17 protein-coding genes and 5 pseudogenes are annotated in these 22,383 nt (G+C 71.7%); 9 read left to right on the top strand and 13 right to left on the bottom strand.

What is annotated here, in order from left to right; all coding sequences use genetic code 11:
- Nucleotides 1-114: 114 nt before the first annotated feature.
- The gene (locus ACP4J3_RS43035) at nt 115-1,020 is read left to right on the top strand and encodes an AraC family transcriptional regulator (protein ID WP_426542359.1); all 906 of its coding nucleotides are present in this window, start codon (nt 115-117) and stop codon (nt 1,018-1,020) included.
- Between the two features lie 116 nt (nt 1,021-1,136).
- Complete coding sequence (locus ACP4J3_RS43030; protein WP_426542357.1) at nt 1,137-1,886, top strand: SDR family oxidoreductase; 750 nt, start codon at nt 1,137-1,139, stop codon at nt 1,884-1,886.
- A gap of 146 nt (nt 1,887-2,032) precedes the next feature.
- Here ACP4J3_RS43030 and ACP4J3_RS43025 read toward each other — a convergent pair.
- The 3 genes and pseudogenes from ACP4J3_RS43025 to ACP4J3_RS43015 form a co-directional block, all read right to left on the bottom strand.
- Nucleotides 2,033-2,425, bottom strand: a pseudogene (locus ACP4J3_RS43025) (cation transporting ATPase C-terminal domain-containing protein); the annotation flags it as partial.
- A 74-nt stretch (nt 2,426-2,499) separates the two neighbouring features.
- Complete coding sequence (locus ACP4J3_RS43020) at nt 2,500-2,925, bottom strand: hypothetical protein (protein WP_426542449.1); 426 nt, start codon at nt 2,923-2,925, stop codon at nt 2,500-2,502.
- Nucleotides 2,856-4,529 (bottom strand): cation-translocating P-type ATPase, encoded by a 1,674-nt coding sequence (locus ACP4J3_RS43015; RefSeq protein WP_426542355.1) that lies wholly within the window; start codon nt 4,527-4,529, stop codon nt 2,856-2,858. Before ACP4J3_RS43015 ends, ACP4J3_RS43020 begins: the two co-directional genes overlap by 70 nt.
- A gap of 357 nt (nt 4,530-4,886) precedes the next feature.
- Between ACP4J3_RS43015 and ACP4J3_RS43010 the strand changes: the two genes are divergently transcribed.
- From ACP4J3_RS43010 to ACP4J3_RS42995, 4 genes and pseudogenes are all read left to right on the top strand, one after another.
- Nucleotides 4,887-5,753: a universal stress protein gene (locus ACP4J3_RS43010; RefSeq protein ID WP_426542353.1), complete on the top strand. Its 867-nt coding sequence runs from the start codon at nt 4,887-4,889 to the stop codon at nt 5,751-5,753.
- A 30-nt stretch (nt 5,754-5,783) separates the two neighbouring features.
- Nucleotides 5,784-7,609, top strand: a pseudogene (locus ACP4J3_RS43005) (heavy metal translocating P-type ATPase); the annotation flags it as partial.
- Between the two features lie 21 nt (nt 7,610-7,630).
- A complete protein-coding gene (locus tag ACP4J3_RS43000) occupies nt 7,631-9,031 on the top strand; it encodes an NAD(P)-binding protein (protein ID WP_426542447.1) in 1,401 nt (466 codons plus the stop codon).
- Between the two features lie 95 nt (nt 9,032-9,126).
- The gene (locus ACP4J3_RS42995; RefSeq protein ID WP_426542351.1) at nt 9,127-9,888 is read left to right on the top strand and encodes a GAF and ANTAR domain-containing protein; all 762 of its coding nucleotides are present in this window, start codon (nt 9,127-9,129) and stop codon (nt 9,886-9,888) included.
- Nucleotides 9,889-9,893: 5 nt separating this feature from the next.
- Here ACP4J3_RS42995 and ACP4J3_RS42990 read toward each other — a convergent pair whose 3' ends face one another.
- The 8 genes and pseudogenes from ACP4J3_RS42990 to ACP4J3_RS42955 form a co-directional block, all read right to left on the bottom strand.
- The gene (locus ACP4J3_RS42990) at nt 9,894-10,664 is read right to left on the bottom strand and encodes an ANTAR domain-containing protein (protein ID WP_426542349.1); all 771 of its coding nucleotides are present in this window, start codon (nt 10,662-10,664) and stop codon (nt 9,894-9,896) included.
- Complete coding sequence (locus ACP4J3_RS42985; RefSeq protein ID WP_426542347.1) at nt 10,661-11,404, bottom strand: ANTAR domain-containing protein; 744 nt, start codon at nt 11,402-11,404, stop codon at nt 10,661-10,663. Before ACP4J3_RS42985 ends, ACP4J3_RS42990 begins: the two co-directional genes overlap by 4 nt.
- 389 nt (nt 11,405-11,793) lie before the next feature.
- Entirely contained in the window at nt 11,794-11,997 is a 204-nt protein-coding gene (locus tag ACP4J3_RS42980) for a hypothetical protein (RefSeq protein WP_426542345.1), read from the bottom strand.
- A gap of 362 nt (nt 11,998-12,359) precedes the next feature.
- Nucleotides 12,360-14,090, bottom strand: a complete 1,731-nt coding sequence (locus ACP4J3_RS42975) for a GAF domain-containing protein (protein WP_426542343.1) — start codon at nt 14,088-14,090, stop codon at nt 12,360-12,362.
- A gap of 123 nt (nt 14,091-14,213) precedes the next feature.
- A complete protein-coding gene (gene gap / locus ACP4J3_RS42970; RefSeq protein WP_426542341.1) occupies nt 14,214-15,242 on the bottom strand; it encodes a type I glyceraldehyde-3-phosphate dehydrogenase in 1,029 nt (342 codons plus the stop codon).
- Nucleotides 15,243-15,379: 137 nt separating this feature from the next.
- Nucleotides 15,380-15,954: pseudogene (locus tag ACP4J3_RS42965) on the bottom strand (response regulator).
- 95 nt (nt 15,955-16,049) lie between these two features.
- Entirely contained in the window at nt 16,050-16,877 is an 828-nt protein-coding gene (locus tag ACP4J3_RS42960; RefSeq protein WP_426542339.1) for a universal stress protein, read from the bottom strand.
- A gap of 135 nt (nt 16,878-17,012) precedes the next feature.
- Nucleotides 17,013-17,279 (bottom strand): annotated as a pseudogene (locus tag ACP4J3_RS42955) (pyridoxamine 5'-phosphate oxidase family protein); the annotation flags it as partial.
- Between the two features lie 510 nt (nt 17,280-17,789).
- On the opposite strand from ACP4J3_RS42955, the gene ACP4J3_RS42950 reads away from it, so the two are divergent.
- The gene (locus ACP4J3_RS42950; protein WP_426542337.1) at nt 17,790-18,824 is read left to right on the top strand and encodes an endonuclease/exonuclease/phosphatase family protein; all 1,035 of its coding nucleotides are present in this window, start codon (nt 17,790-17,792) and stop codon (nt 18,822-18,824) included.
- 98 nt (nt 18,825-18,922) lie between these two features.
- Here the strand turns inward: ACP4J3_RS42950 and ACP4J3_RS42945 are convergent, their stop codons facing one another.
- Complete coding sequence (locus ACP4J3_RS42945; protein WP_426542335.1) at nt 18,923-19,675, bottom strand: phage tail tape measure protein; 753 nt, start codon at nt 19,673-19,675, stop codon at nt 18,923-18,925.
- A gap of 709 nt (nt 19,676-20,384) precedes the next feature.
- Between ACP4J3_RS42945 and ACP4J3_RS42940 the strand changes: the two genes are divergently transcribed.
- The gene (locus ACP4J3_RS42940; RefSeq protein ID WP_426542333.1) at nt 20,385-21,155 is read left to right on the top strand and encodes a hypothetical protein; all 771 of its coding nucleotides are present in this window, start codon (nt 20,385-20,387) and stop codon (nt 21,153-21,155) included.
- 82 nt (nt 21,156-21,237) lie between these two features.
- Here ACP4J3_RS42940 and ACP4J3_RS42935 read toward each other — a convergent pair whose 3' ends face one another.
- Entirely contained in the window at nt 21,238-21,645 is a 408-nt protein-coding gene (locus tag ACP4J3_RS42935) for a DUF6193 family natural product biosynthesis protein (protein ID WP_426542331.1), read from the bottom strand.
- Between the two features lie 64 nt (nt 21,646-21,709).
- Between ACP4J3_RS42935 and ACP4J3_RS42930 the strand changes: the two are divergent.
- Nucleotides 21,710-22,292 (top strand): annotated as a pseudogene (locus ACP4J3_RS42930) (transposase).
- Nucleotides 22,293-22,383 lie beyond the last annotated feature (91 nt).

Here is a 22,383-nt window from a genome sequence, read left to right as displayed (position 1 = left end):
GTGATTCCATTGAATCCGTCTGACCTGCGCAAACGTTAGAACGATACTCGTCGGAGCTTGCACAATCCTCGCGAGCACAGGAGCCATCCACAGCTCTGGTGCTGCAATGGACGCATGGACCTCGACGAACTCCGCACCCTGCTCGCCCGGTACGCCCGCCCCGACTGGACCACCGCCATCGACGGTGTCCTGATCTCCAAGGTCGACCGTGCGGACCCACCGGCGCCCTCGATGTCCGGCACCGTGCTCGCGGTCATCGCCCAGGGCACGAAGCGGCTCGCCCTGGGTGACCGGGTGTACGAGTACGGCCCCGGGCAGTACCTGGTCGCGTCCGTCGACCTGCCCGTCACGGGCCAGTTCACCCGGATCGACCCCGACCGTCCGGCGCTGGGCTTCGGCCTCACGCTGGAGCCGTCCGCCGTCGCCGAACTGCTGCTCCAGGCCGGGCCGGAAGTCACCTCCCGGGCCGGCGGAGGCGCGCCGTCGGGGATCGCGGTCAGCACCGCCTCCGCCCCGCTGCTCGACGCGGTGGTCCGGATGCTGCGGCTGCTCGACGAGCCCCGCGACCGGGCCGTACTCGCCCCGCTGGTCAAGCGCGAGATCCTGTGGCGTCTGATCACCGGTGAGCAGGGGGCGACGGTTCGTCAACTGGGCCTCGCCGACAGCAGCCTCAGCCATGTCTCGCGGGCCGTGCGCTGGATCCGCGAGCACTATGCGGAGCCCTTCCGGGTGGAGGACGTGGCCCGCATGTCCGGCATGAGCGTGTCCGCCTTCTACCGCAACTTCCAGGCGGTGACCGCGATGAGCCCCATCCAGTTCCAGAAGCAGATCAGGCTCCAGGAGGCGAGGCTGCTGCTCGCCACCCACCCCGGCGATGTCACGGGGGTCGGACAGCGCGTCGGCTACGACAACCCGTCACAGTTCAGCCGGGAGTACCGGCGCCAGTTCGGCGCACCGCCCAGCAGGGACGCCGCACGGCTGCGTGCCGCCGTGCGCACTCCCGTGGGGGTGCTGTCCTGAGCGGAAACTCCCTCACCAAGGAGGATCGTGCAAGTGGAAGCGAGGATAGTTCTATTATTTGCGCAGGTCAGAGCGATTCACTGGGATTACTCATTCCCATCGCAGAGGAGCTCGGCATGAAGACCGTTCTGATCACCGGTACCTCGTCCGGCTACGGCCGGGAGACCGCCCGCCACTTCCACGCGCAGGGGTGGAACGTCATCGCCACGATGCGCACCCCGCGTACGGGCGTCCTGCCCGAGTCCGACCGGCTGCGCGTCGTCGGGCTCGACGTGACCGACCCGGAGGGTATCGCCGCCGCGCTGGAGGCGGCCGGGCCCGTCGACGTCCTGGTCAACAACGCGGGTGTCCCCTCGATCAGCGTGTTCGAAGGCACTCCCATGGCCAGGGTGCGGGGGGTCTTCGAGACGAACACGTTCGGCGTGATGGCGATGACGCAGGCGGTGCTGCCGCAGTTTCGCGAGCGCGGCTCCGGCGTCGTGGTCAACGTGACCTCCAGCGTGGTGCTCGGACACATGCCGCTGTCTGCCGTCTACAAGGCGAGCAAGATGGCGATCGAGGGGTTCACCTCCTCCCTCGCGCTCGAGCTCGCGCCCTTCGGAGTGCGGGCGAAGACGGTCGAGCCGGGAGCCTGCCTGACGACGAACTTCGCCGTCAGGGCGACCAACGGCGCCTCCCTGGACGAGCTGGTCCCGGCGCCCTACGCGGCGTGGGCGAAGCAGGCCATGGACTCCTTCACGGGCCAGGACCTGTTCACCAAGGAGAGCGATGTCGCCGAGACGGTGTGGCGAGCCGTGCACGACACCACCGGCCAGCTCCGCTTCCCGGCCGGTGCCGACGCGGTCTGGCTCGCCCAGGCGAAGTGACCTGCCGGCGGACGCGAGGTGGGCGCCGTACTGATACCTCGGCGCCTACCTCCCCAGCAGCCGCCGCCCCCCCCCCGCGCCGCGAGTTCGACGAGCAGCACCGTGGCTGCCGTACCCAGGCACAGCGCCCACTGTCCCGCGTCGAGCGGCACCGTGCCGAACACCGAGCGGGCCCACGGCAGATGGACGGCCAGCACCTGCACCGCCAGCACCCCGGCCAGGCACAGCCACAGCGTGCGGTTGCGGAACTGGTGGCGGCCGAGCAGGGGCCCGTCGTCGGCGCGGACGTTCAGCGAGTTGAAGAGCTGGAACAGGACGAACGTGGTGAACGCCATGGTCAGCGCAGTGTCCGTGTCGATCCACGAGCGGGCCGCGGCCAGCAGGGCCACCGTGCCGAGTGCCATGGCCGCGCCGGCCCGGGTGATGGCCAGCAGTCGGCGGGTGTCCAGGATCCGTTCCCCAGGATCGCGCGGAGGGTGGCGCATCACGTCGTCGCGGGCGGGGTCGACGGCCAGGGCCATGGCGGGCGGGCCGTCCATGATGATGTTGATCCACAGCAGTTGGGCCGCGGTCAGCGGGGCCGGCAGGCCGGCCAGGGAGGCGCCCAGCAGGGTCAGGATGGCGCCGACGTTGGTGGCGAGCTGGAAGCGGACGAACTTGACGATGTTGTCGTAGATCGCCCGCCCCTCGCGGACCGCCCGCACGATGGTGGAGAAGTCGTCGTCGGTGAGGACCACGTCGGCGGCCTCCTTGGCCACGTCCGTGCCGGTGCGCCCCATCGCAGGGCCCGCACGATCCCGACCTTGTGCTCGGGGGCGACCCGCGCGAACACGCCGATGTCGTCTATGCGCGCGGCGAGTTGTTCCTCCGTCATCCGGTCCAGCTCGGTGCCGGTGACCACCTGTCCGTCGATGTCGAGTTCGCGGGCGATGGCCGTCGCCGTGTCGGCGTGGTCCCCGGTGATCATCTTCACCGCGACGCCCGCCGACCGGCACTGCGCCATCGCGTCGCGGGCCTGGGGGCGCGGCGGGTCGGCGATCCCGGCGACGGCGACGAGGCTGAGGCCCGGCAGTGCGGTGGGGTCGGGCGGGCCGTCCACGACGGCGGTCGCGGCGCCCAGGACGCGCAGTCCCGCGCCGCCGAGCCGTGCGGCCATCGCCTCGACCTCGCTGCGGCGCAGGGCGTCGAGCGGTCGTACCCTTCTTCGGTCCGTACGGCGATGCACAGGTCAAGGAGCACGTCCACCGCGCCCTTGACGTGGACGCGGGTGCGGCCGTCGGGCTCGGGGTGGAAGGTGGCCATGTACTTGGTCGCGGCGTCGAACTGCAGCTCGCCGGTGCGCGGCAGTTCGGCCCGCAGCCCGTCGGCGTCGAGGCCGGCCTTCGTGGCCGGGACGATCAGCGCGGCCTCCGTCGGGTCGCCCACGAAGCCGTCGTCGGTCAGCCGCGCGTCGTTGCAGAGGGCGAACGGCAGGAGTTGACCGGTGTGTCCCTCGCCGCCGCGGACGGCGCCCCGGGTGCCGTAGCCCTCGCCGGTGACCTCGTAGAGCCTGCCGGCGGTCCAAAGGGCCCGTACCGTCATCTCGTTGAGGGTCAGCGTGCCGGTCTTGTCGCTGCACACGACCGTCGCCGAGCCCAGCGACTCCACCGAGGCGAGCCGTTTGACGATGGCCCCGCGGCGTGCCATGCGGTACACGCCGAGCGCCAGGGTCAGCGCCAGGACCGCCGGCAGCCCCTCGGGGATGGCCGCGACGGCCAGGGCCACGGCACGCAGGGCGATCTCCCCGATCGTCTCCCCCTGGATCAGGGCGACGAGCGCGTAGGCAACGACCGCGACGCCGCTGAGCAGGGCGAGTCGGCGGCCGAGGCTGTCGAGCTGGATCTGGAGCGGGCTGGGCGGCTCCGCGCCGCTGCGCAGCGCCTCGGCGATCGCGCCGAGTTCGGTGCGCATGCCGGTGGCCGTCACGATCATCTCGGCGCGGCCCCGGGTCACGGCGGTGTTCATGAACAGCATGCCGGTGCGCTCGGCGAGCGGCACCGGTCCGCTCGTCTCCGCCTCGACCGGCGCGGTGCTCTTGGCGACCGGCTGTGACTCGCCGGTCAGGGCCGCCTCAGCGACCTCCGCCGACTCCGCGACGGTGAGGCGCCCGTCGGCCGGCACCCGGTCGCCCGCCTCCAGCAGGACGATGTCGCCGGGGACGAGGGTGGCGGCCTCGACCTGCCACTGAATGCCGTCGCGACGGACGCGGGCGGTGGGCACCAGCATCCGGCGCAGCGCCTCCAGGCTGCGCTCGGCGCGCCGCTCCTGGAGGTAGCCGAGGACGGCGTTGATCTGGAGGACGACGGTGATCACGACGGCGTCCTTGATGTCGCCGATGGCGCCGGCCACGACGGCGGCGATCAGCAGGATGCCGATGAGCCAGTTGCGGAACTGGTCCAGGAATTTCAGCCATTCGGGCCGCCGGGCCGGTTCGGCCAGCCGGTTCGGCCCATGGATCGCGGCGCGCTCGGCGGCCTGCCGCGCGCTCAGCCCCGTCGCCGGGTCGACCCCCAGGCCTGCGGCCACCTCGGCCGGGGCCAGTAGGTGGCTGTCCGCCTCCGGAGTGCGTTCCGGCGGGGCCGCTTCCGCCAGTCGTCCGCCCACGGTCACCTCCCTCCCGCCCGGACCTCGCGCACGGCCTGGAGCCGGGAACCGTCCACCCCTACGAGAACCGGGCTGTTCATCGCGCTCCCCTTTTCCGGGCAAGGCAGTCGGGCTCCGTACGACACGGCGGGGCAGCACGGTGCGGCCGGGCCCTGCCGGCCCGGCGTGCGGCCGTCGCCCCGCTCCTGTGCTCCCAGGCTCGTCTCGCCGGCCGATCCCCGCACAGGGCCGACCGGGCCCCGGGCACACCCCGACCGGCCCTCGTCCCGCGGGCACCGGGCTCCCACTCTGGAAGTGCGGAGGGAGCACACGCGCGGTACCCGGTACGGGTGCCGCGCCGACACCGGGAGGTGTGCCATGACCGGACCTGTGGTGGTGGGGCTGGACGGATCGCCGGCGAGCGTGACGGCCGCCTGGTGGGCCGCCCGCGAGGCCGCGGACCGGCACCTGCCCGTCGTACTGCTCCACTCGTGGACCACCCAGCCCTTGGACGTGCCGATCCGTCAGGAGGCACATACCAAGCAGCGCTATGGCCGGGACATCCTGCAACGGACCGCGGCCGAGCTGCTGCACCGTCACGGTGATCTGACACTGACCACGGAACTGGTGTCGGCGCCTGCCGCACAGGTCCTGCTGGAGCACGGTTCGAGCGCGTCCGTGCTCGTGCTCGGCTCGCGCGGGTACGGCTCCGTGGCGAGTTTCCTGCTGGGCTCCATCAGCCTGCACGTCCTCGGCCTGACGCCGTGTCCGGCTGTCGCCGTCCGGGCGGGCGACCCCGCCGTCGAGACGGGTTGGGACCATCCGGCGGCGGCGAACCGCGACGAGGTCGTCGTCGGGGTGGAGGATCCGGCAACGGCCGCCGAGCCGCTGCTGGAGTTCGCCTTCACCTCCGCCGCCACGCACGGAGCACGGCTTCGGGCGGTACGGGCGGTGCCCCTGACCTCGCTCGTCGCCGGAGTCGACGAGGACATCGAGGCCGAGGAGCGGACGCGGCTGGCCGACGCGCTGGCACCGTGGCGCGAGAAGTTCCCCGACGTGCCTGTCATTAAGCACGTGGCCACGGGTCCCGCCGCGCAGGTGCTGCTGACCGCCTCGGCCCGCGGCCGCCTGATGGTGGTGGGACGCAGGCTCCACCCGTCACTGCTGACGTGGAAGCTCGGGCCGGTCGCGCACGCCGCCCTGCACCACGTGTCGTGCCCCGTCGCCGTCGTCCCGCACGACTGAGCCGACCGGGCGTCCGGGACGGGCACCGCCATGACCCGCTTCCTTCCTCACAGGCCGCTGCATCAGGTGCTGTCGGTCCTCTCCCGTATGCCGGCACTGGAGTCGCTGCTGCTGGCCGACACCGTGGTCGCGTTGACGGTCGGCGGCGCCTTCCGGCTGGCGGGCGCCACCGATCTCGCCGACCTGTGCTGGGCCCTGGGCACCCTCGTCGCCGTCGGGCCCGCGGTGGGCTGGGTGCTGGGTGCGCTCCGGCGGGGTCGGGCCGGCGTATACCTGATCGCGGTCCTGGCGCTGGCCGGCACGCTCGCGGTCGGCGAGTAACTGGCGGGGTCGCTGATCGCGCTGATGCTCGCCTCCGGCCGCACCCTGGAGGCGGCCGCCCGACGGCGGGCCTCACATGATCTGCGCGCCCTGCTGGAGCACGCGCCCCGCACCGCCAGGCGCCGCACCGGCACCGACGTGCGCATGGTGCCGCTGGGCGAGGTGGCGGTCGGCGATCTCCTCGTCGTGGGGCCCGGCGAGGTCGTCCCCGTCGACGGGATCGTGGTCCGCGACCCGGCCGTGCTCGACGAGTCGGTGCTCACCGGAGAGCCACTGGCCGTGCGGCGGGCGCCGGGCCGCTCGGTGCGCAGCGGCGCCGTCAACGCGGGCGGTGCCTTCGAGCTGCGTGCGTCGGCGACCGAGCAGGACAGCACGTGAGCCGGGATCGTGCGGCTGGCCCGGCAGGCCGGGGCGCAGTCCGCGCCCGTGGTGCGGCTGGCCGACCGGTACGCGGCCTGGTTCCTGCCGCTCACCGTGGCCGTGGCGGGGCTGACCTGGCTGGTCAGCGGATCCGCCGTACGGGCGGTGGCGGTGCTGGTGGTCGCCACGCCGTGCCCCCTGCTGCTGGCCGCGCCGGTGGCGGTGGTCTCCGGTCTGTCACGGGCCTCGCGCCGCGGGGTGGTGATCCGGGACGGCGGGGCGCTGGAGAAGCTCGGCCGGGCCCGCACGCTGCTGCTCGACAAGACCGGGACGCTCACCGGCGGACGGCCGCGGGTGCTGGACGTGATCGCGACGCACGGCTGGCAGCCGTCGCAGGTGCTGCGGCTGGCCGCCTCCCTGGACCAGTACTCGCCGCATGTGCTGGCGCGGGCCCTTGTCGACGAGGCCCGGGAGCGCGGTCTGCGGCTGTCCGTGCCCTCGGACATGTCCGAGGAACCCGGCCGCGGGGCCGTGGGCACCGTCGCCGGACGCCGGATGCGCGTCGGCCGCCTGGACTCCGGGGTGGACAAGCCCGCCTGGGCCCGCGCGGCGGACAACCGTGCCGTCCTGGACGGGGCGGCGGTGGTCTGGCTCAGTGTGGACGGCCACCCGGTCGGAGCCGTGCTGCTGCGCGACCCGCTCCGGCACGATGCCCCGCGCACGCTGCGTCGACTGCGCGCTGCGGGCATCGAACGACTCGTGATGCTCACCGGCGACTGTGCCGAGCCCGCCCGCGAGGTCGGCGCCGTGCTCGGCCTCGACGAGGTGCGGGCCGGCCTCTCCCCGGCCGACAAGGTCGCCGCGGTGCGCGCCGAACGCGACCTCGCCGTCACCGCGATGGTCGGCGACGGCGTCAATGACGCGCCCGCGCTCGCCGCCGCCGACATCGGAGTGGCGATGGGCGCCCGCGGCTCCACGGCGGCCTCCGAGGCCGCCGACATCGTGCTGACCGCCGACCGGGTGGACCGCCTGGCCGACGCCGTCACCATCGCCGTACGGTCCCGCGCATCGCGGTGCAGAGCGCGCTCGGCGGTATGGCGCTGTCGCTGGCCGCGATGGCCGCCGCGGCCCTCGGCCTGATTCCACCGGCCGCCGGCGCCCTGCTCCAGGAGGGGGACAACCCGCTGCCCGCCGTCATGGGCCGGGTCTGCTACCACCCGTGCGAGACGGCCTGCAACCGGGTGCGGGTCGACGACGCCGTCGGCGTCAACGCCGTCGAGCGCTTCCTGGGGGACGAGGCGATCAAGCGCGGTTGGCAGGTGGATGCCCCGCCGGTGTCCTCCGGGAAGCGTGTGCTGGTCGTCGGCAGCGGCCCCGCCGGACTGTCGGCGGCGTACCATCTCCGGCTCCTCGGCCACGAGGTGACGATCCGCGAGGCACAGGAGCGTGCGGGCGGCATGATGCGCCACGGCATCCCGCGCTACCGCCTGCCACGCGAGGTGCTGGACGCGGAGATCGACCGCGTTCTCGCCCTCGGCGTCGTCCTGGAGACCGGCGCCCGCGTCGACGACGTGCTCGCCGCGCAGCGGGACGGCGGCTTCGACGCCGTGTTCCTGGCCGTGGGCGCGGGCATCGGCCGGCGCACGTACATCCCGGCGGGCGACAGCGCGCACATCCTCGACGCGGTGGCGCTGCTGGGCAGCATGGAGGGCGAGGCTCCTCCGCTGCTGGGCCGTACGGTCGCGGTCTACGGCGGCGGCAACACCGCCATGGACGCGGCGGGCACCGCGCGCAGGCTGGGCGCGACCGACGCCGTGGTGGTCTACCGGCGTACCCGGGACCGGATGCCCGCGCACGACGAGGAGGTCGAGGAGGCCCTGGAGGAGGGCGTGCGGATGAAGTGGCTGTCCACCATCAAGCACGCCGACGGCGGCCGTGTCACGATCGAGCGGATGCGGCTCGACGAGACGGGGTTCCCGCAGCCCACGGGCGAGTTCGAGGAGCTGGACGCCGACACCGTGGTGCTTGCGCTGGGCCAGGACTCCGACCTGTCACTGCTCAAGGGCGTGCCCGAGCTGGCCGTGGACCACGGCATGGTGCGGGTCGCCGAGGGCCTGATGACCGGTCACCGGGGCATCTTCACCGGCGGCGACATGGTGCCCGCCGAGCGCACGGTCACGGTGGCCGTGGGGCACGGGAAGCGGGCGGCGCGGCACATCGACGCCTATCTGCGCGGCGCTTCCTACGAGGCCGACGCCAAGCACGCTCCGGCCGACTTCGACCGCCTCAACACCTGGTACTACTCGGACGCGCCCGCCTCGGTGCGGCCCCGGCTCGAACTGGCCCGCCGTGTCTCGACGTTCGACGAGGTGGTGCGGGGGCTCGACGAGTCCACGGCCCTGTTCGAGGCCCGGCGCTGCATGTCGTGCGGGAACTGCTTCGAGTGCGACAACTGCTACGGCGTCTGCCCGGACAACGCCATCACCAAGCTGGGACCCGGCAAGGGATTCGCGATCGACCTGGACTACTGCAAGGGGTGCGGGCTGTGCGCCGCCGAGTGCCCGGCCGGTGCGATCGAGATGGTGCCGGAGGAGTGAACCGACTGCGAGACCCCTCAAGGGGCCGTTCGGCCCTGGCCCGGGATACGGAACCGTGCGAGCGTGGTCGGCACTCAGCGAGACGAGGTGCACCGATGCCCTACGAGTCCCGTGAGACGGATCTCGCAGCCTCCTTCGTCGAACTGGCCGACACCCTGGTCGGCGAGGACTTCGACGTGATCGACTTCCTGCATACGCTCACCGACCACTGCGTCCGGCTGCTCGACGTGGCGGCGACCGGCGTCCTGCTGGCCTCTCCCCAGGGCCGCGGCCTCGATGTGGCGGCCTCCGACGAGAACACGCGCGCGCTTCAGGCCTCGAGCGTCGAACAGGGAGCGGGCCCCGGCCAGGACTGCCTGCGCACCGGTCGCCCGATCCCCGACATCCCCCTGGATCACCCCCACGCACAGGCGGCCTGGCGCCGGTTCAGCCGCGCGGCCCGCGACCTCGGCTTCACTTCCGTGGCCGCGGTGCCGCTGCGGCTGCGCGAGCAGGTGATCGGCGCACTCGTCCTGTTCAACGCGCGCCCGACCCCCCTGGACGCCGATCGGCTGCGGCTCGCCCGGGCCCTGGCGAACATGGCCGCCATCAGCATTCTGCAGCAGCGGGCCCTGCGCGACAGTGCCGCGCTGGCCGTCCAGTTGCGCGGTGCCCTCTCCTCCCGGGTCGTCATCGAGCAGGCCAAGGGAGTGCTGGCGCAGCGGCGCGGAGTGAGCGTGCAGGACGCCTTCGAGCAGATCCGCGGCCACGCCCGGCACCATCAGCGCCGTCTCACCGACGTGGCGCAGGACGTGCTGGACAGCATGGCCGGCGCGTCACGTACCGCGGCGCACGACTGGTCGTCCGACCGCCGGTGACCGCGTCACTGGCTCGGGCCCGGGTCCCGGACCGGTGACCCGGGCGGCGGTATGGCGGTCGTGTCCCTGCTGCCGTCGACGATCTGCCGGGCCAGCTCGGCCAGGTCCAGCCGCTCCTGTTGCGCGTAGGCGCGGAACTGGGTGAACGCCTGGTCGACCGTGGAGCCCCAGCGCTCGGCGAGCACGCCCTTGACCTGTTCGATCAGCACCCGGCTGGTGAGCACGGTCTGCAACTGGCTGTTCTCGACGTGCGCCCGCTCCAGCGTCCGCTGCTGGAGGATGGCGACGGTGGCCACGTCGGCCATCGCCTGCGCGAGGGTGGTGTCGTCCTCCACGAGCGTGCCCGGACGGGACTGGAAGAGGTTGAGCGCGCCCACGATCCGCTGCCGCAGCCTCAACGGCAGCGCGTGCGTGACCAGGTAGCCGGTCTCCCGCGCCCGCGCGGCGAAGGCCGGCCAGTTTGCCGTCGCCGCCGTGTCGGTCAGATCGATGTCCGTCCTCGGCTCCCGGGTCCGGAAGCACTCCACGCAGGGGCCCTGATCGTGCTGCAGGGCGAACAGCTCCAGCAGATGGGTGCGCTCGTCGGAGGCGGCGACGACCTGGAGTTCGCCCTGCCCGTCGGCCAGCATGATGCCGGCGGCCTCGACGTCCAGGAGTTCCACACAGCGGGCCGACAGACGCTGCAGGAGGTCGATGACGTCGAAGTCGTCGATCAGGGAGTCCGCCAGCTCGACGAAGATCTCGGCGAGACGCTGCTCGCGGGCCATGCCGTTCATCCCTTCGCTCCGTCGGCCGGGTACGGCCCCTTCACATCGTTGCTGAAACGGAGCCTCCTGGCCACCACGTCCCGGGCGACCTCGCCCAGCGGCCGGCCGGTGGAGTAGGCGTGGGCGCGCAGCCGCACCAGGGCCTCGGCGAGCGGCACGTCGAGCTGCACGCTGATCATCCCCGTGGCCTGGTGCACCACCGGCCGGTACAGACCGCCGGACGCCCACATCGTCCGCTCCCGCGCCGTCTCGCCCTCGCCGGGCCAGGTCTCCGGCGGGTTCTCGCCCAGGAGAGCGGCGGTCAGCCCGGCCGCCAGCGCGAGGGCATCCTCGTGCTGCCGCTCGGTCACCTTGCGGGCCTGTGGATTCAACACGGTCAGCACCCCCAGACGTATGCCGCCCACCCCCAGGAAGTAGCAGCACACACCGTGCACGCCCGCCTTACGGGCCGCCGGCACCAGGACGGGCCAGCGCCCCGGCCGCACCGCCTCCAGATCCGGCTCCAGCACATGCGTCCTGATGCGGATCGCGTCGAGGCCGGGCCCCTCACCGAGGGTGTACTGCAACTCCTCGAACCGCGCGCTCGCGCCCGCCGTCCACCACAGTGGCTCCGCGAGATGGCCGTTGCCGACCATCAGCGCCACGGCGGCGCCGTCGGCGGCCAGCACCCGGGCGCTCGCGCGCATCACCTCGTCGCCCCGGCTGCGCCCCAGGGACCGCAGCACCTCGGCCATGCCGTCGCTGATCACCGAGCCCCACCTGTCACCGCCACATGGCGGGCACGACACCCACCGACCCGCGGGGAGCCTACTTCGCACAGCGGGCGCCGGCCCCGCGATCCCACAGCCATCGGCCCCATGTCCCCCGGCCGAAGCCGAGCCCGTGCAACCCGCCCTCACTGGGGGCGGCCGCCGCCATGAGTCGGCGACAGCGGCAGCCGCCGGCGCGACAACCCGCATGGCTCCCCGGCCACGAGGGCTCGCGCAGGACCGTCCCCACGGCACCTGGGGCGTGCGGGAGTACGCCCCAGCTCGAACGGCCGGAGGACGGGGCACCGGAGTCCGCGGGACTCTGCGCCGAACGGGACCGCAGGAGCCGGGCGGCCCCTGCGGCCGGGACTGTTGGTCTGCCATCCCGGTCAGTGCCGGGGGACGAGACCGCGACGGTCATGGTCGACGTGCCGTGCGAGCGTGACCAGCCCGATGACACCCAGTATCGCGAGGGGCGCCACGATGATCCCGACCATCGAAAGGGCCACCGCGAAGCCCAGGAACGCGAGCACCACGGCGAACGCGTACAGCACGGTCTCCTCCGTGAACAGGAACAGGCGCCGGAACTTCATGACGGCCCTCCCTCTCTGGAGGCTCTGCTTGCCACTTCTCAGCGTCGTCCGGCCCCCGGGGTGACGGGAGGGGCCGGGTGGCCATGACGGCCGGCCGTACGGCCCTGATCCGTGCCGCCGCCGGTGTATGCCGGGCCCGTCGACACCGCGGAACCGCGCGTCCCCAGCACGCCCCGTGTCGGCCTGACGCGGGCCCGGCAGGACAGGGTGGCCGCCCTGCCCCTCCCGAGAAGCCGCACGAGGCCTTCGCATCCGCCGATGTGGCCTCGTGAGCCGGGTTTCAGCCTGACACCGCGCGCCATCGCCCGACAGATCCGAAGGTCCCTGGCAAGGGGACCGACCGGCCCAGGCGTAGGCGCCGGCTACTGCGCTTCGGGTGTCAGCGGGGCCCGCCACACCAGCGTGCTGCCGCCGCCGTCGGGAGTGATCACCGTCAGGTCACCGCCCAACTGCCGTGCCCGCTCCGCCATGTTGGCCAGGCCGCTGCGGCGCCCGTCGGCCGGGATGCCCACACCGTTGTCGGACACGGTCAGCCGTACCTCACGGCCGTCGGTCTCCAGCGCGACGTCGGCGCGGTCGGCGCGGGCGTGCCGGCCCACGTTGGTCAGGGCCTCGGAGAGCACGGCCGCGACATGGTCGGCGACCCCCCGAGGTACGTCGGTGTCCCCCAGTCCCTCCATGCGCACGCTCGGCGCGAAGCCCAGCACCGGGGCCGCCTCGCCGGCCACCCGGACCACCCGGGCCCGCAGCCCGCTTCCGGAGGTTTCGTCACGGGCTCGCAGGCCGAAGATGGTCGAACGGATGATCTTGATGGTCTCGTCCAGGTCCTCCACCGCCCGTGCGACGCGGTCCGAGGCCTCCTTGTGCTCGATGAAGCGACCGGCGCTCTGCAGGGTCATGCCCGTCGCGAAGAGCCGCTGGATCGCGAGATCGTGCAGGTCACGGGCGATCCGGTCGCGGTCCTGCAGCAGGGCGATCTGCTCCGCGTCCGCGCGGCGGTCGGCCAGCTCCATCGCGATCGCGGCCTGCGCGGCGAAGCCCCTCAGCGGCTCGATCTCCTTCTCGGAGAACACCGCGCGCCCCGCCTCACGCACCAGCAGCACGACACCTCGGACGCCCCCACCGGCCCCGATGGGCACGGCCACGGCGGCACCCAGCCCGTCCAGTCGGGGCGAGGGGAACGGCACTCGCTCGTCGTGGGTGACGTCCGCGCTGGTGACCGGGGTGGCGGTGGAGAAGGCCTGGCCGATCAGGCTCCCGTTCATGGGGAGCACGAGCCCGCGATGGGACTCGGCGCCCTGTCCGACCGCCAGTTCCACCTCCAGCGTCTCGGTCCCCTCCAGGGGCATGGCGACCACGGCGAGGGCCGCGCCGGTGATCTCCCGAGCGCGTTCGGCGATCTGGCCGAGGGCCGCGCCGCGGTCGCTGCCGGACATCAGACTGTGGGTGATCTCCGCGGTCGCCCGCAGCCAGCGCTCACGCAGCCGGGACTCCTCGTACAACCGGGCGTTGTCGATGGCGACACCGGCCGCCACCGCCAGGGTGGACAGGACCGACTCGTCCTCCTCGTCGAACTGCACCCCACCCCGCTTCTCGGTCAGGTAGAGATTGCCGAAGACCTGATCCCGGACCCGGATCGGGACGCCGAGGAAGGTGTTCATCGGCGGGTGGTGCGCCGGGAAGCCGTACGAGGCCGGGTGCTCGGAGAGCTTGGTCAGCCGCAGCGGCTCGGGGTGGCGGATCAGCTCGCCCAGGATGCCGTGGCCCTCGGGATAGTGGCCGATCTTCGCGGACTGTTCCTCGGTGACGCCGACCGTGTGGAAGTCCGAGATCCGCTTGCCGTCGGGGCCGATCACGCCGAGCGCGGCGTACTGGGCGTCGACCAGCGCCACCGCGGCCTCCACGATGCTGTGCAACGCCTGTTCGAGGTCCAGCTCCCGGCCGACCGAGAGCACCGCCTCCAGCAGGCTGTGCACCCGGTCGCGCGTGCCGCGGGCCGCGTCGAGGCGGGCCTGCAACTCCTCCAGCAGCTCGTCCAGCTTGAGCTGCGGCGGCCGTACGCGGGCCTTCTCGGCCCGCTCATGGCGCTCCACCGGTGCTCCTCCACGTCCCCTCGACCTGCCGGAAGGCGACCGCCTCGGTCAAGTGCCACGGTAATGGTCCAGGACGCGGGATGGTACGGGATCAGGCCCCGGTGGCCGGGGCGGGATTCCCCGTCAGCCGCGCGGTAGCCGGACGGCGACGTACTCGGTGAGATCGAGCAGCCGTTTGGTGTAGCCCCACTCGTTGTCGTACCAGCCGAAGACCTTGACCAACTCGCCGTGCGCCTGGGTCAGCGGGGCGTCCAGGACGCAGGAGGCGGGGTCGCCCACGATGTCGCGGGAGACGATCGGGGCGTCGGACACGCGCAGCACGCCCTTGAGCGGTCCGTCGGCGGCCTCACGGAAGGCGGCGTTGACCTCTTCGGCGGTCACCGGCCGGTCCAGCACCACGCTGAGGTCGGTGAGCGAGCCGTCCTCGACGGGCACGCGTACGGCGATGCCGTCCAGGGTGCCGGCCAGTTCCGGCAGGACCTGGCCGACCGCGCGGGCTGCTCCGGTGGAGGTGGGGATGATGTTCACGGCGGCGCTGCGGCCCCGCCGCAGGTCCTTGTGCGGGCCATCGAGGACGACCTGGTCGTTGGTGTAGCCGTGGATCGTGGTCATCAGTCCCTTGACGATGCCGAAGTGCTCGTCCAGGACCTTCACCATGGGGGCGACGCAGTTGGTGGTGCAGGAGGCATTGGAGACGACGTGGTCGCCCTGCGGATCGTACGTTCCCTCGTTGACGCCCATCACCACGGTGGCGTCGACGCCCTTGCCCGGCACGGACAGCAGCACCTTGCGCGCGCCGGCCCTGAGGTGCGCTCCGGCCTGCTCCCGGGTGCGGAAGCGGCCGGTCGACTCGATGACGATGTCGACGCCGAGGTCGCCCCAGGCCAGGGCGGCCGGGTCCCGCTCGGCGGTGACCGTGACGCGCCGGCCGTCCACGGTGATCGAGTCGTCGTCGTGCTCGACGGGGCGGCCGATGCGGCCGTACGTCGAGTCGTACGCCAGCAGATGGGCCAGCGCCGCCGGTGAGGTGATGTCGTTCACCGCCACGACCTCCACCGGGGTGCCGGCGGCGGTCTCGGCGCGCTCCAGTACGCAGCGCAGGTAGTTGCGGCCGATCCGGCCGAATCCGTTGATGCCCACACGTACGCTCATGTCCGTCGTCCTCCCGATCGGTGCCCGGTGGGTCCCGGTGCGCTGCCAGCCTCCGGGCTGCGGATCCGCCGCGGCAGGGGCCGTAAGGCGCCGAGGTGCGGGACGTCCGGCCCACCCCCTCGCCATCCGTTCCTCCCTCAGCGGCCCTGCTGCTTCCTGCGGTCCCGGGCCTGGCCGGCGATGACGGCCGCCTGGACGCGGCGTTCGACGCCGAGCTTGGCCAGGAGCCGGGGGATGTGGTTCTTGATGGTCTTCTCGGCGAGGAAGAGCCGCCGGGCCGTCGGGTCGGCGGTGGCGCCCGGATCGAGCAGGGACTGGCCGCGGGCGACGGTGCGCACGGCCGACACCAGGTCCGGGCCCCGGATCTGCTTGAGCACGTACCCGGAAGCGCCGGCCGTGATCGAGTCCAGCAGGGCCTCCTCGTCGTCGAACGAGGTCGGCATCGGACAGGCCGGCTCCGGCATCCGCGAGCGCAGCTCCCGGCACACCGTCACTGCGTCGCCGTCGGGCTGGCGCACGTCCAGCACCGCGACCCGGGGGTGCAGCGCGGGCGCCCGTACCAGGGCCTGTGCCGTGGTGGCGGCCTCGCCGATCACGGTGATGTCCGGTTCGTCGTCGAGCAGGTCGCGCACCCCGCGCCGTACCACCTCGTGGTCGTCCAGCAGGAAGACCTGGATCGGGCCGTGGTGCCGGGCTGTTCGCCGTCCGCCACCGGATGCTCCTTGCTCGCGGTCCTGCGCTCATGTGCACGCGGTCGGGTACCCGTGGCACGGAGATCCTCGCCCTCGTCGAAACGGGTCCGTGCGGTCATGCCGCGGTCGGTACCAGCACCACGGGGCAGTGGGAGCCGTGCAGCAGCGTGTGGGCGACCGGTCCGAGCTGCGGTCCGATGCGGCTGGTGCGGCGGTGTGCCCCGATGACGACGACGGCGGACTCGCGGGCGGCGTCCAGCAGGGCCTCGGCCGGTCCCCTGCGGACCGTGCGGGTCTCGACGGCGACCGCGGGGTGCGCATCCCGCAGCTCGGCCAGGCTGAAGCGCGGCACGGCCTCCTCGGACAGGTCGTTCTGGGCGCGCCGCCGCTGTCCCGGGCTCGTCCCGGGGATCAGGGAGGGCAGTTCCGGGGTGACGTGGCGATGGGTCGAGTGCACGACACGGAGCTGGACACCCCGCCGTTCGGCCTCGAGGAAGGCGTAGGCGGCCGCGTCGGCGCCGGAGTCGTCCTCCAGGCCGAGCAGGACGCCGCGGTCGCCGTCGCACGGGTGATCACCGCGCACGATCAGGAGCGGGCCGTGCACATGCGCGGCTGCGCGCAGACTCACCGAGCCGGCCAGCAGTCCGGTGACACCGCCGAAGCCCCGGGTGCCGACGACGGTCAGGTCGGCGCCCTCGCTCTCGCGCACCAGGGCCCGTACGGCGCCACCCACCGCGGCCCTGCTCTCGACGGTCAGGGTCGGATGACGTTCCCGGGCACGCGCCACGGACGACGTGAGGACGGGTCCGGCCTCGTCGCGCTCGGGCACGGCGTACACCACACGCAGCTCGACGCCGCGCCGGGCCGCCTCGTCCGAGGCCCAGTCGAGGGCTCGTACGGCGTTCAGGGAACCGTCCACTCCGACGACCACATGGGATGTCATCTCCCTCTCCCTTCTGCTCCGTGCCCCTGATGCTCGTCCTTCCGCGAGGTCGCGGGCAGGGGCCACGCGCACCCGGCGCGGCGCCGAACGTCCCCGCCCGCCGGGCCGTTCGGCCCCACGTCCGACCACCGAGGGTCAGAGAGGCATGTCCAGCCCGTACACGCTGTGTCCGCCCACGAGTTCGCGGCCCGTCACCAGTTCGGGTTCGACCCGGATGAACACCTCCCGGGGCGAGGGCACCCAGGAGCGCGGGCCGGTGTGGAGCAGGCGCCCGCGCTCGGCCGGGTCGGTGACGACGGTGGCGGCGCCGGTGACGACGACGCTCCACTCCGAGTGTGTGGCCGTGTCGAACTCGTCGGCCTCGGAGGCGGTCCCGGCGCGCAGCAGCACGGCGCCGTCGATATGGCCTGGTCAGCGAGCACATCTGTCAAGTGCCTCGCGACAACCCTGAATGAATCATCGAACGCCGTCGCGAGCGGGGCACCCGCATCCGCGACCTACGCCTCCTCCGCGTCAGCTCCGGCTCATCGAGGGGTCGCCGGAGGATCTTGTGGGCGTCCGTGCCGCCGTGGACAAGCTGATCACCGCGCTGGCCGCTTCGACACCGAGCACCTCGGTAAGAACTATGTCGACCGCCCCGGCTACCTCGCCCCCGGCGAATTCCTCTCCGGGGTCGAAGCGTGGCTCCACTACCGCAACGGTTGATCCACGGGTATCCCGGAGACGGCTCCGTCGGCACCAATTCCCTGAGGGGGATGGTCGCCCCCCGGCCGCTCGACAGGGTCCAAGGTCATGCCGAGCCGTCGCTCAGCACAGCGGTCCCACGCCTGGATCGCCCGCATTCCACCCGTCGCCCTAGATTTCGGCGAAGATGCGGGCTTTCGCCCGCTCTTCGCCGAAAGGTTCAACCGCATGGTTCGCCGATGGTTCACGGGCGCCCTGGCCGCGCTCCTGCTTCTGGCGCCCGGCAACCTCACCGCGGCCTCGGCCGCCCAGCCGGCTGCCCCTTTGCGGGTCATGACCCGCAACCTCTACCTGGGCGCCGACCTTGCCCCCGTCCTCGCCGCCAGCAACCCACAAGCACTCGTCGCCGCGGTGACCGCGGTGTACGCGAACGTCCAGGCAACGAACTTCCCCGAGCGTGCGGAGGCGCTTGCCGACGAGATCGCCGACAGCGATCCCCATCTCGTGGGCCTGCAGGAAGCCGTACTGTGGCGCAGCCAGACTCCCGCCGGACCGGGCAGCGCCACCCACGTCGAGTACGACTTCTTGCAGATCCTTCTCGACAAGCTCGCTGCCCGGGGCAGGCACTACGCTGCCGTGGCCACCGTCACCGTCGGCAGCGACTTCGAGGCCCCGCGATCCACGCCCACTGGTCTGCAGGACATCCGACTCACCGACCGGGACGTACTGCTGGCCCGCACCGACCTACCCACGAGCGTCTTCTCCGTGACCAACGCTCAGGCCGCGCAGTTCCAGAACTTCGTACCCGTCTGCCGACCGGCGTTCGGCTGCCCGCCCAATCCACCCATCCAGGTGAAGCGCGGCTGGGTCGCTGCCGACGCCACCGTGCGCGGCCACACCACCCGAGTGGTCACCGCCCATCTGGAGCCTGCCTCCCGAACCGTTCAGGAAGCGCAGGCCGACGAACTGCTCGCCGGTCCCCTCAATACCGGACTCCCCGCCGTGCTTTTCGGCGACCTCAACTCGGCCGCCGCAGGAGTCGGCGCCCAACCGGGAACCGACACCCAGACCTACAACCGTCTCCTGGCCGCCGGCTTCTCCGATGCCTGGACCGCCGGGCCCGGGCGTGACCCCGGCTTCACCTGCTGCCAGGCCCCCAACCTGCGCAACCCCGCCTCCTCCCTCACCCAGCGCATCGACTACGTGCTTCACCGCGGCAGCATCACCGCACTGACGAGCAACCGAGTGGGCCACCAACAGTGAACCTCCTCAGGCCTTTGGCCCTCCGACCACGCCGGCGTCAGAAGCGTGCTCCTGCTGCGCACTTGACGGCCGCGCGGGAACCGCGTTGCGGCGTGGGATCAGAAGTCCCAACCGGCACCAAGACACGACGAGGAGCTCCACCATGCAGCGGAAGCCCCTCGTGATGTCGCGGCGAGCGGCCGGCGGGCCGAACTCGTGAGAAGTGCCCAGAACACGCCACGCAATCCCTCCGGTTGTTGCCTGAACTCACCGACACTCGAAACTCGGTTCTGGCACAGATCTTGGGGAGCGGCGGCGGAGGGTGACGGTGCCGTTCGATTGCGGGGGTATGGGTCCGCGTGAGACCGCGGCGGCGAACACTGGGGAGGCCCAATGTGGATGTCGAGGCGGTTACGTCTGCGTTCGGCACGGGCGAGGTGGCGGCGAGAGGCCGCGCGGTCGCCTTTGCCCGTCCGAACTGTGGTCGCTTCTCGGACCGAGTGCACGACTGTTACCAGCGGAGGCTGAAGGACCCTCCGCTCGCTGAACAGGGCTTCCTGATTCCGTTCTCGCGGCCGGCCGCCCAACTGGTTGGCCTTGGAGCCGTAGCCGGTGAGGATGTTCGAGGCGACGTCCGCAGACCGGGCGAGATCCATGTTGCCCGCGGAGGCCAGGGACAGCACGCCCGCGGCATGGCGTCCATGATGCCGTTGGTCTGGAAGCCCGCCATGGCCGGGAAGCCCATGCCTTCGGCGGCCTGCGGCGGCCTGCGTCGCGGAGAACTTCGTTGTCGCGCCGAGGGGCTTGGCCTGGTCGCGCAGGTCGGTGAAGTCCTCGCCGGTCGCCCCTGTGACGGCGCGGACCTGCTTCATCGGCTTCTCGAAGTCCCCGGACGCCTTCAGCGTGGCGAAGCCGAGACCACCCGCGGCGCCGGTCCGCGCGGGCCCGTTCGCCGCGCCGCCGACCCGTATGAGCGTGCAGGCGACCAGGTCGTAGACGACCCTCGTGGTGCGCGTCGACACACCGCGGCACCTCCCCTCACAGGGTCGGGGCGCGGCAGCGCCGGTCAGATCTACGAGCAGGTGACGGACGCGGCCCGCACGGGCCGACGGATCACCTGATGTCCCGGGATACGCCGTCGATGGCCTGGTTTGCCTTCTGCCGGGCAGCCTGCCCCATCGCGGCCGCCGCCGAGGTCGACGGTCCGGTGTCACCAGGGCTTCTTGACGCCCTCTATGTACGCCCGGAGGGACTTGTCGCCGACGGCATCTTGCGGCCGTCCACGTGGATGCGGACGCCCGCGTCCCGGCCTGTGGTGCGCACCTCCAGCTTCACGGCCTTCGACATGCCTCCGCGCAGCCCAGCCGGTGTGTAGCCGCGCTTGGACGGAGTCTGCTGGATCGCCTGCTAGCCCGCCGGGACCATCGGTTCCCGGCCGCTCGCAGTTCGCGCCCGAACCGCTTCTTCAACTCCGCGTTGTCCATGCGCCGCAGCTCACGCGCCGATCCTCTGAAGTCCCGGCCAGTAGGCATCTCGAAGTCGGCGACCACAGCGCCCCTCGTGGTCCTCCAGCGATAGGTCGTGATCTTCATGCTGATACGCGGCTTGTCACCGCTGGTGCGATTGCGGTGGAGCACGCGGACCACCGCCGCTCACTCGAACGGGCCGGTCCGCGAGTCGCGGCTGGAGGGGCGTGGTCACTTGAGACCCACGCTCGTCGAACCAGGAACGTGGTGGCCGATGAAGCCGGCCCGAGTCCTCTCAACCGTAGTTTCCGCCGTGGTGGTGGCCACACTGTGCGGCGGTAGCGCCGAGGCCGCTCAGCCGGCGCCGGGCAGCGACTACGTGATCCAGGGCGGGATCAATCTCAGCGAGTTCTACGGCGTCAGCGAACGGATGATCAGCGTCGAGCCGGAGTGCCGCGAGGCGCTCGCCGGGGAGCGTTGGGTCCTGCACGCCGGAGCCTGGGCCACGGCACCCGACGGCGACGATGCGGTGTATCCGGCGGGCTACGAACCTGAAGAGCACAACCCCATCGACGACTTCAACGCGAAGTTCACCGGAGCCCGCGTCGTTCTCGACCGTGGCACGAGCCAGCAGAGGACCTTCACGTTCGACAAGGAGCAGATCCTTCGCACCGGTCGCGAATCCGATGGCCTGCCGTTCTCCGGCATCGTCTCGCCCCCGTTCCGGCCGCTCAGAGTCGGCACACACACGTTCACGGTCACCATCACGATGCGCGAGAGGCACTGTGACGGCCTGGATACCGACCCTCAGGCCAACTGCCTGCCCGCAGGCCCCATCGAGTGGGCCGCAGAAGTGCCGTTCGAGGTCTTCCCCCGAAGCGGCTAGTTAGTACTCCAGGTACAGATCGTGGGTACTAGGGTTCGTCGTCAAAGCCCCGGGCTCTGCCTCGTCACTGATGAGCCCGGTTCTACTTGCCGTCCCGTGTCTTCTCGGAAGTGGCCAGTTCCTCCGCATTGCCGAAGAAGGCCAGGCCGCAGTGTGCTGGTAGGCGATCGATGACCATCGCGACCGCGGCCTTCGCGCTGTCCGTCTCGTCGATCCGCGGGCTGCTCCGACTCGGTCCTTCGACGTAGTACCGGCCATCCCGCAGTGTGCCGATGTAGGGGATGTCCCAGGTGTACCGGATCTCCGTGCATCTGCTGAAGTGCAGCTCCCACATACCGGTCCAGGGGTAGAGCTGACGAAGCAGCGGCTCGGCATGAGCCACCCGGACCAGCTCGGCAGAAGGTGCCAGAAGTGGTGATCTTTCTGGCTGGCGAGGTTCGCCGGCAGTGGTCAGAATCTTGCGCCAGGCTGCTTCAACGGCGTTGGTCATGCCGTGATTGTGCAGGTCCTGCGGCCCCGTCATCAAAGATCACCAGCTGGCGGATCATGGGGAGATACACAGATTTGAACGCACCGACCAGGAGTGGGATCTACTCGCTCCGCTCACACCTCGGGCCGCGACCGGCCGGCCAAGGACCTGCCCGACCACTGCGGGACATGGCAAACGATCTACACCCGCCTCCGCCGATACGCCCAGGTCGACTCCACCATCGTGCGAGCTCACCAGCACGCGGCCGCCACCGGCAGAAAAGGGGGATCCGTCAGCCGGACGAACCGGACGATCACGCCCTCGGCCGATCCCGAGGTGGACTGACTACGAAAATCCACCTCGCCTGCGACGGCCGCGGCCGGCCCCTCGCGGTCCTGGTGACACCTGGCCAACGTCACGACAGTTGACCACGTCATCGCGGACAAGGCCTACAGCTCCCGAGGTTTCCGCGCCTACCTGCGCCGAATGACCAGCAGCGACACAGGCACAACCGCGGCCGGCCACCGGCGTTCGACCGGCAGACCTACCGCCAACGCAACATCGCTGAGCACTGCTTCAACCGGCTCATGGGGTTCCGCGGCATCGCAACCCGATACGAAGCGGCGTTCACACTCGCGTCATTCCTGCTTTGGGCAAGATCGGTTTGAAGACGGGCCCTAGTTGTACTGACCCGTGAGGTTGGGGACGCGGCTGGCGGGTGGTTGCCCTTTCAGCGCGGTGTGTCCGCGGTGGTGGTTG

This window comes from Streptomyces sp. UG1, assembly GCF_049974585.1.
Classification (GTDB): domain Bacteria; phylum Actinomycetota; class Actinomycetes; order Streptomycetales; family Streptomycetaceae; genus Streptomyces.
Note: the sequence above shows the minus strand (reverse complement) of the source record. Positions and strands in the feature narration are given on the sequence as shown.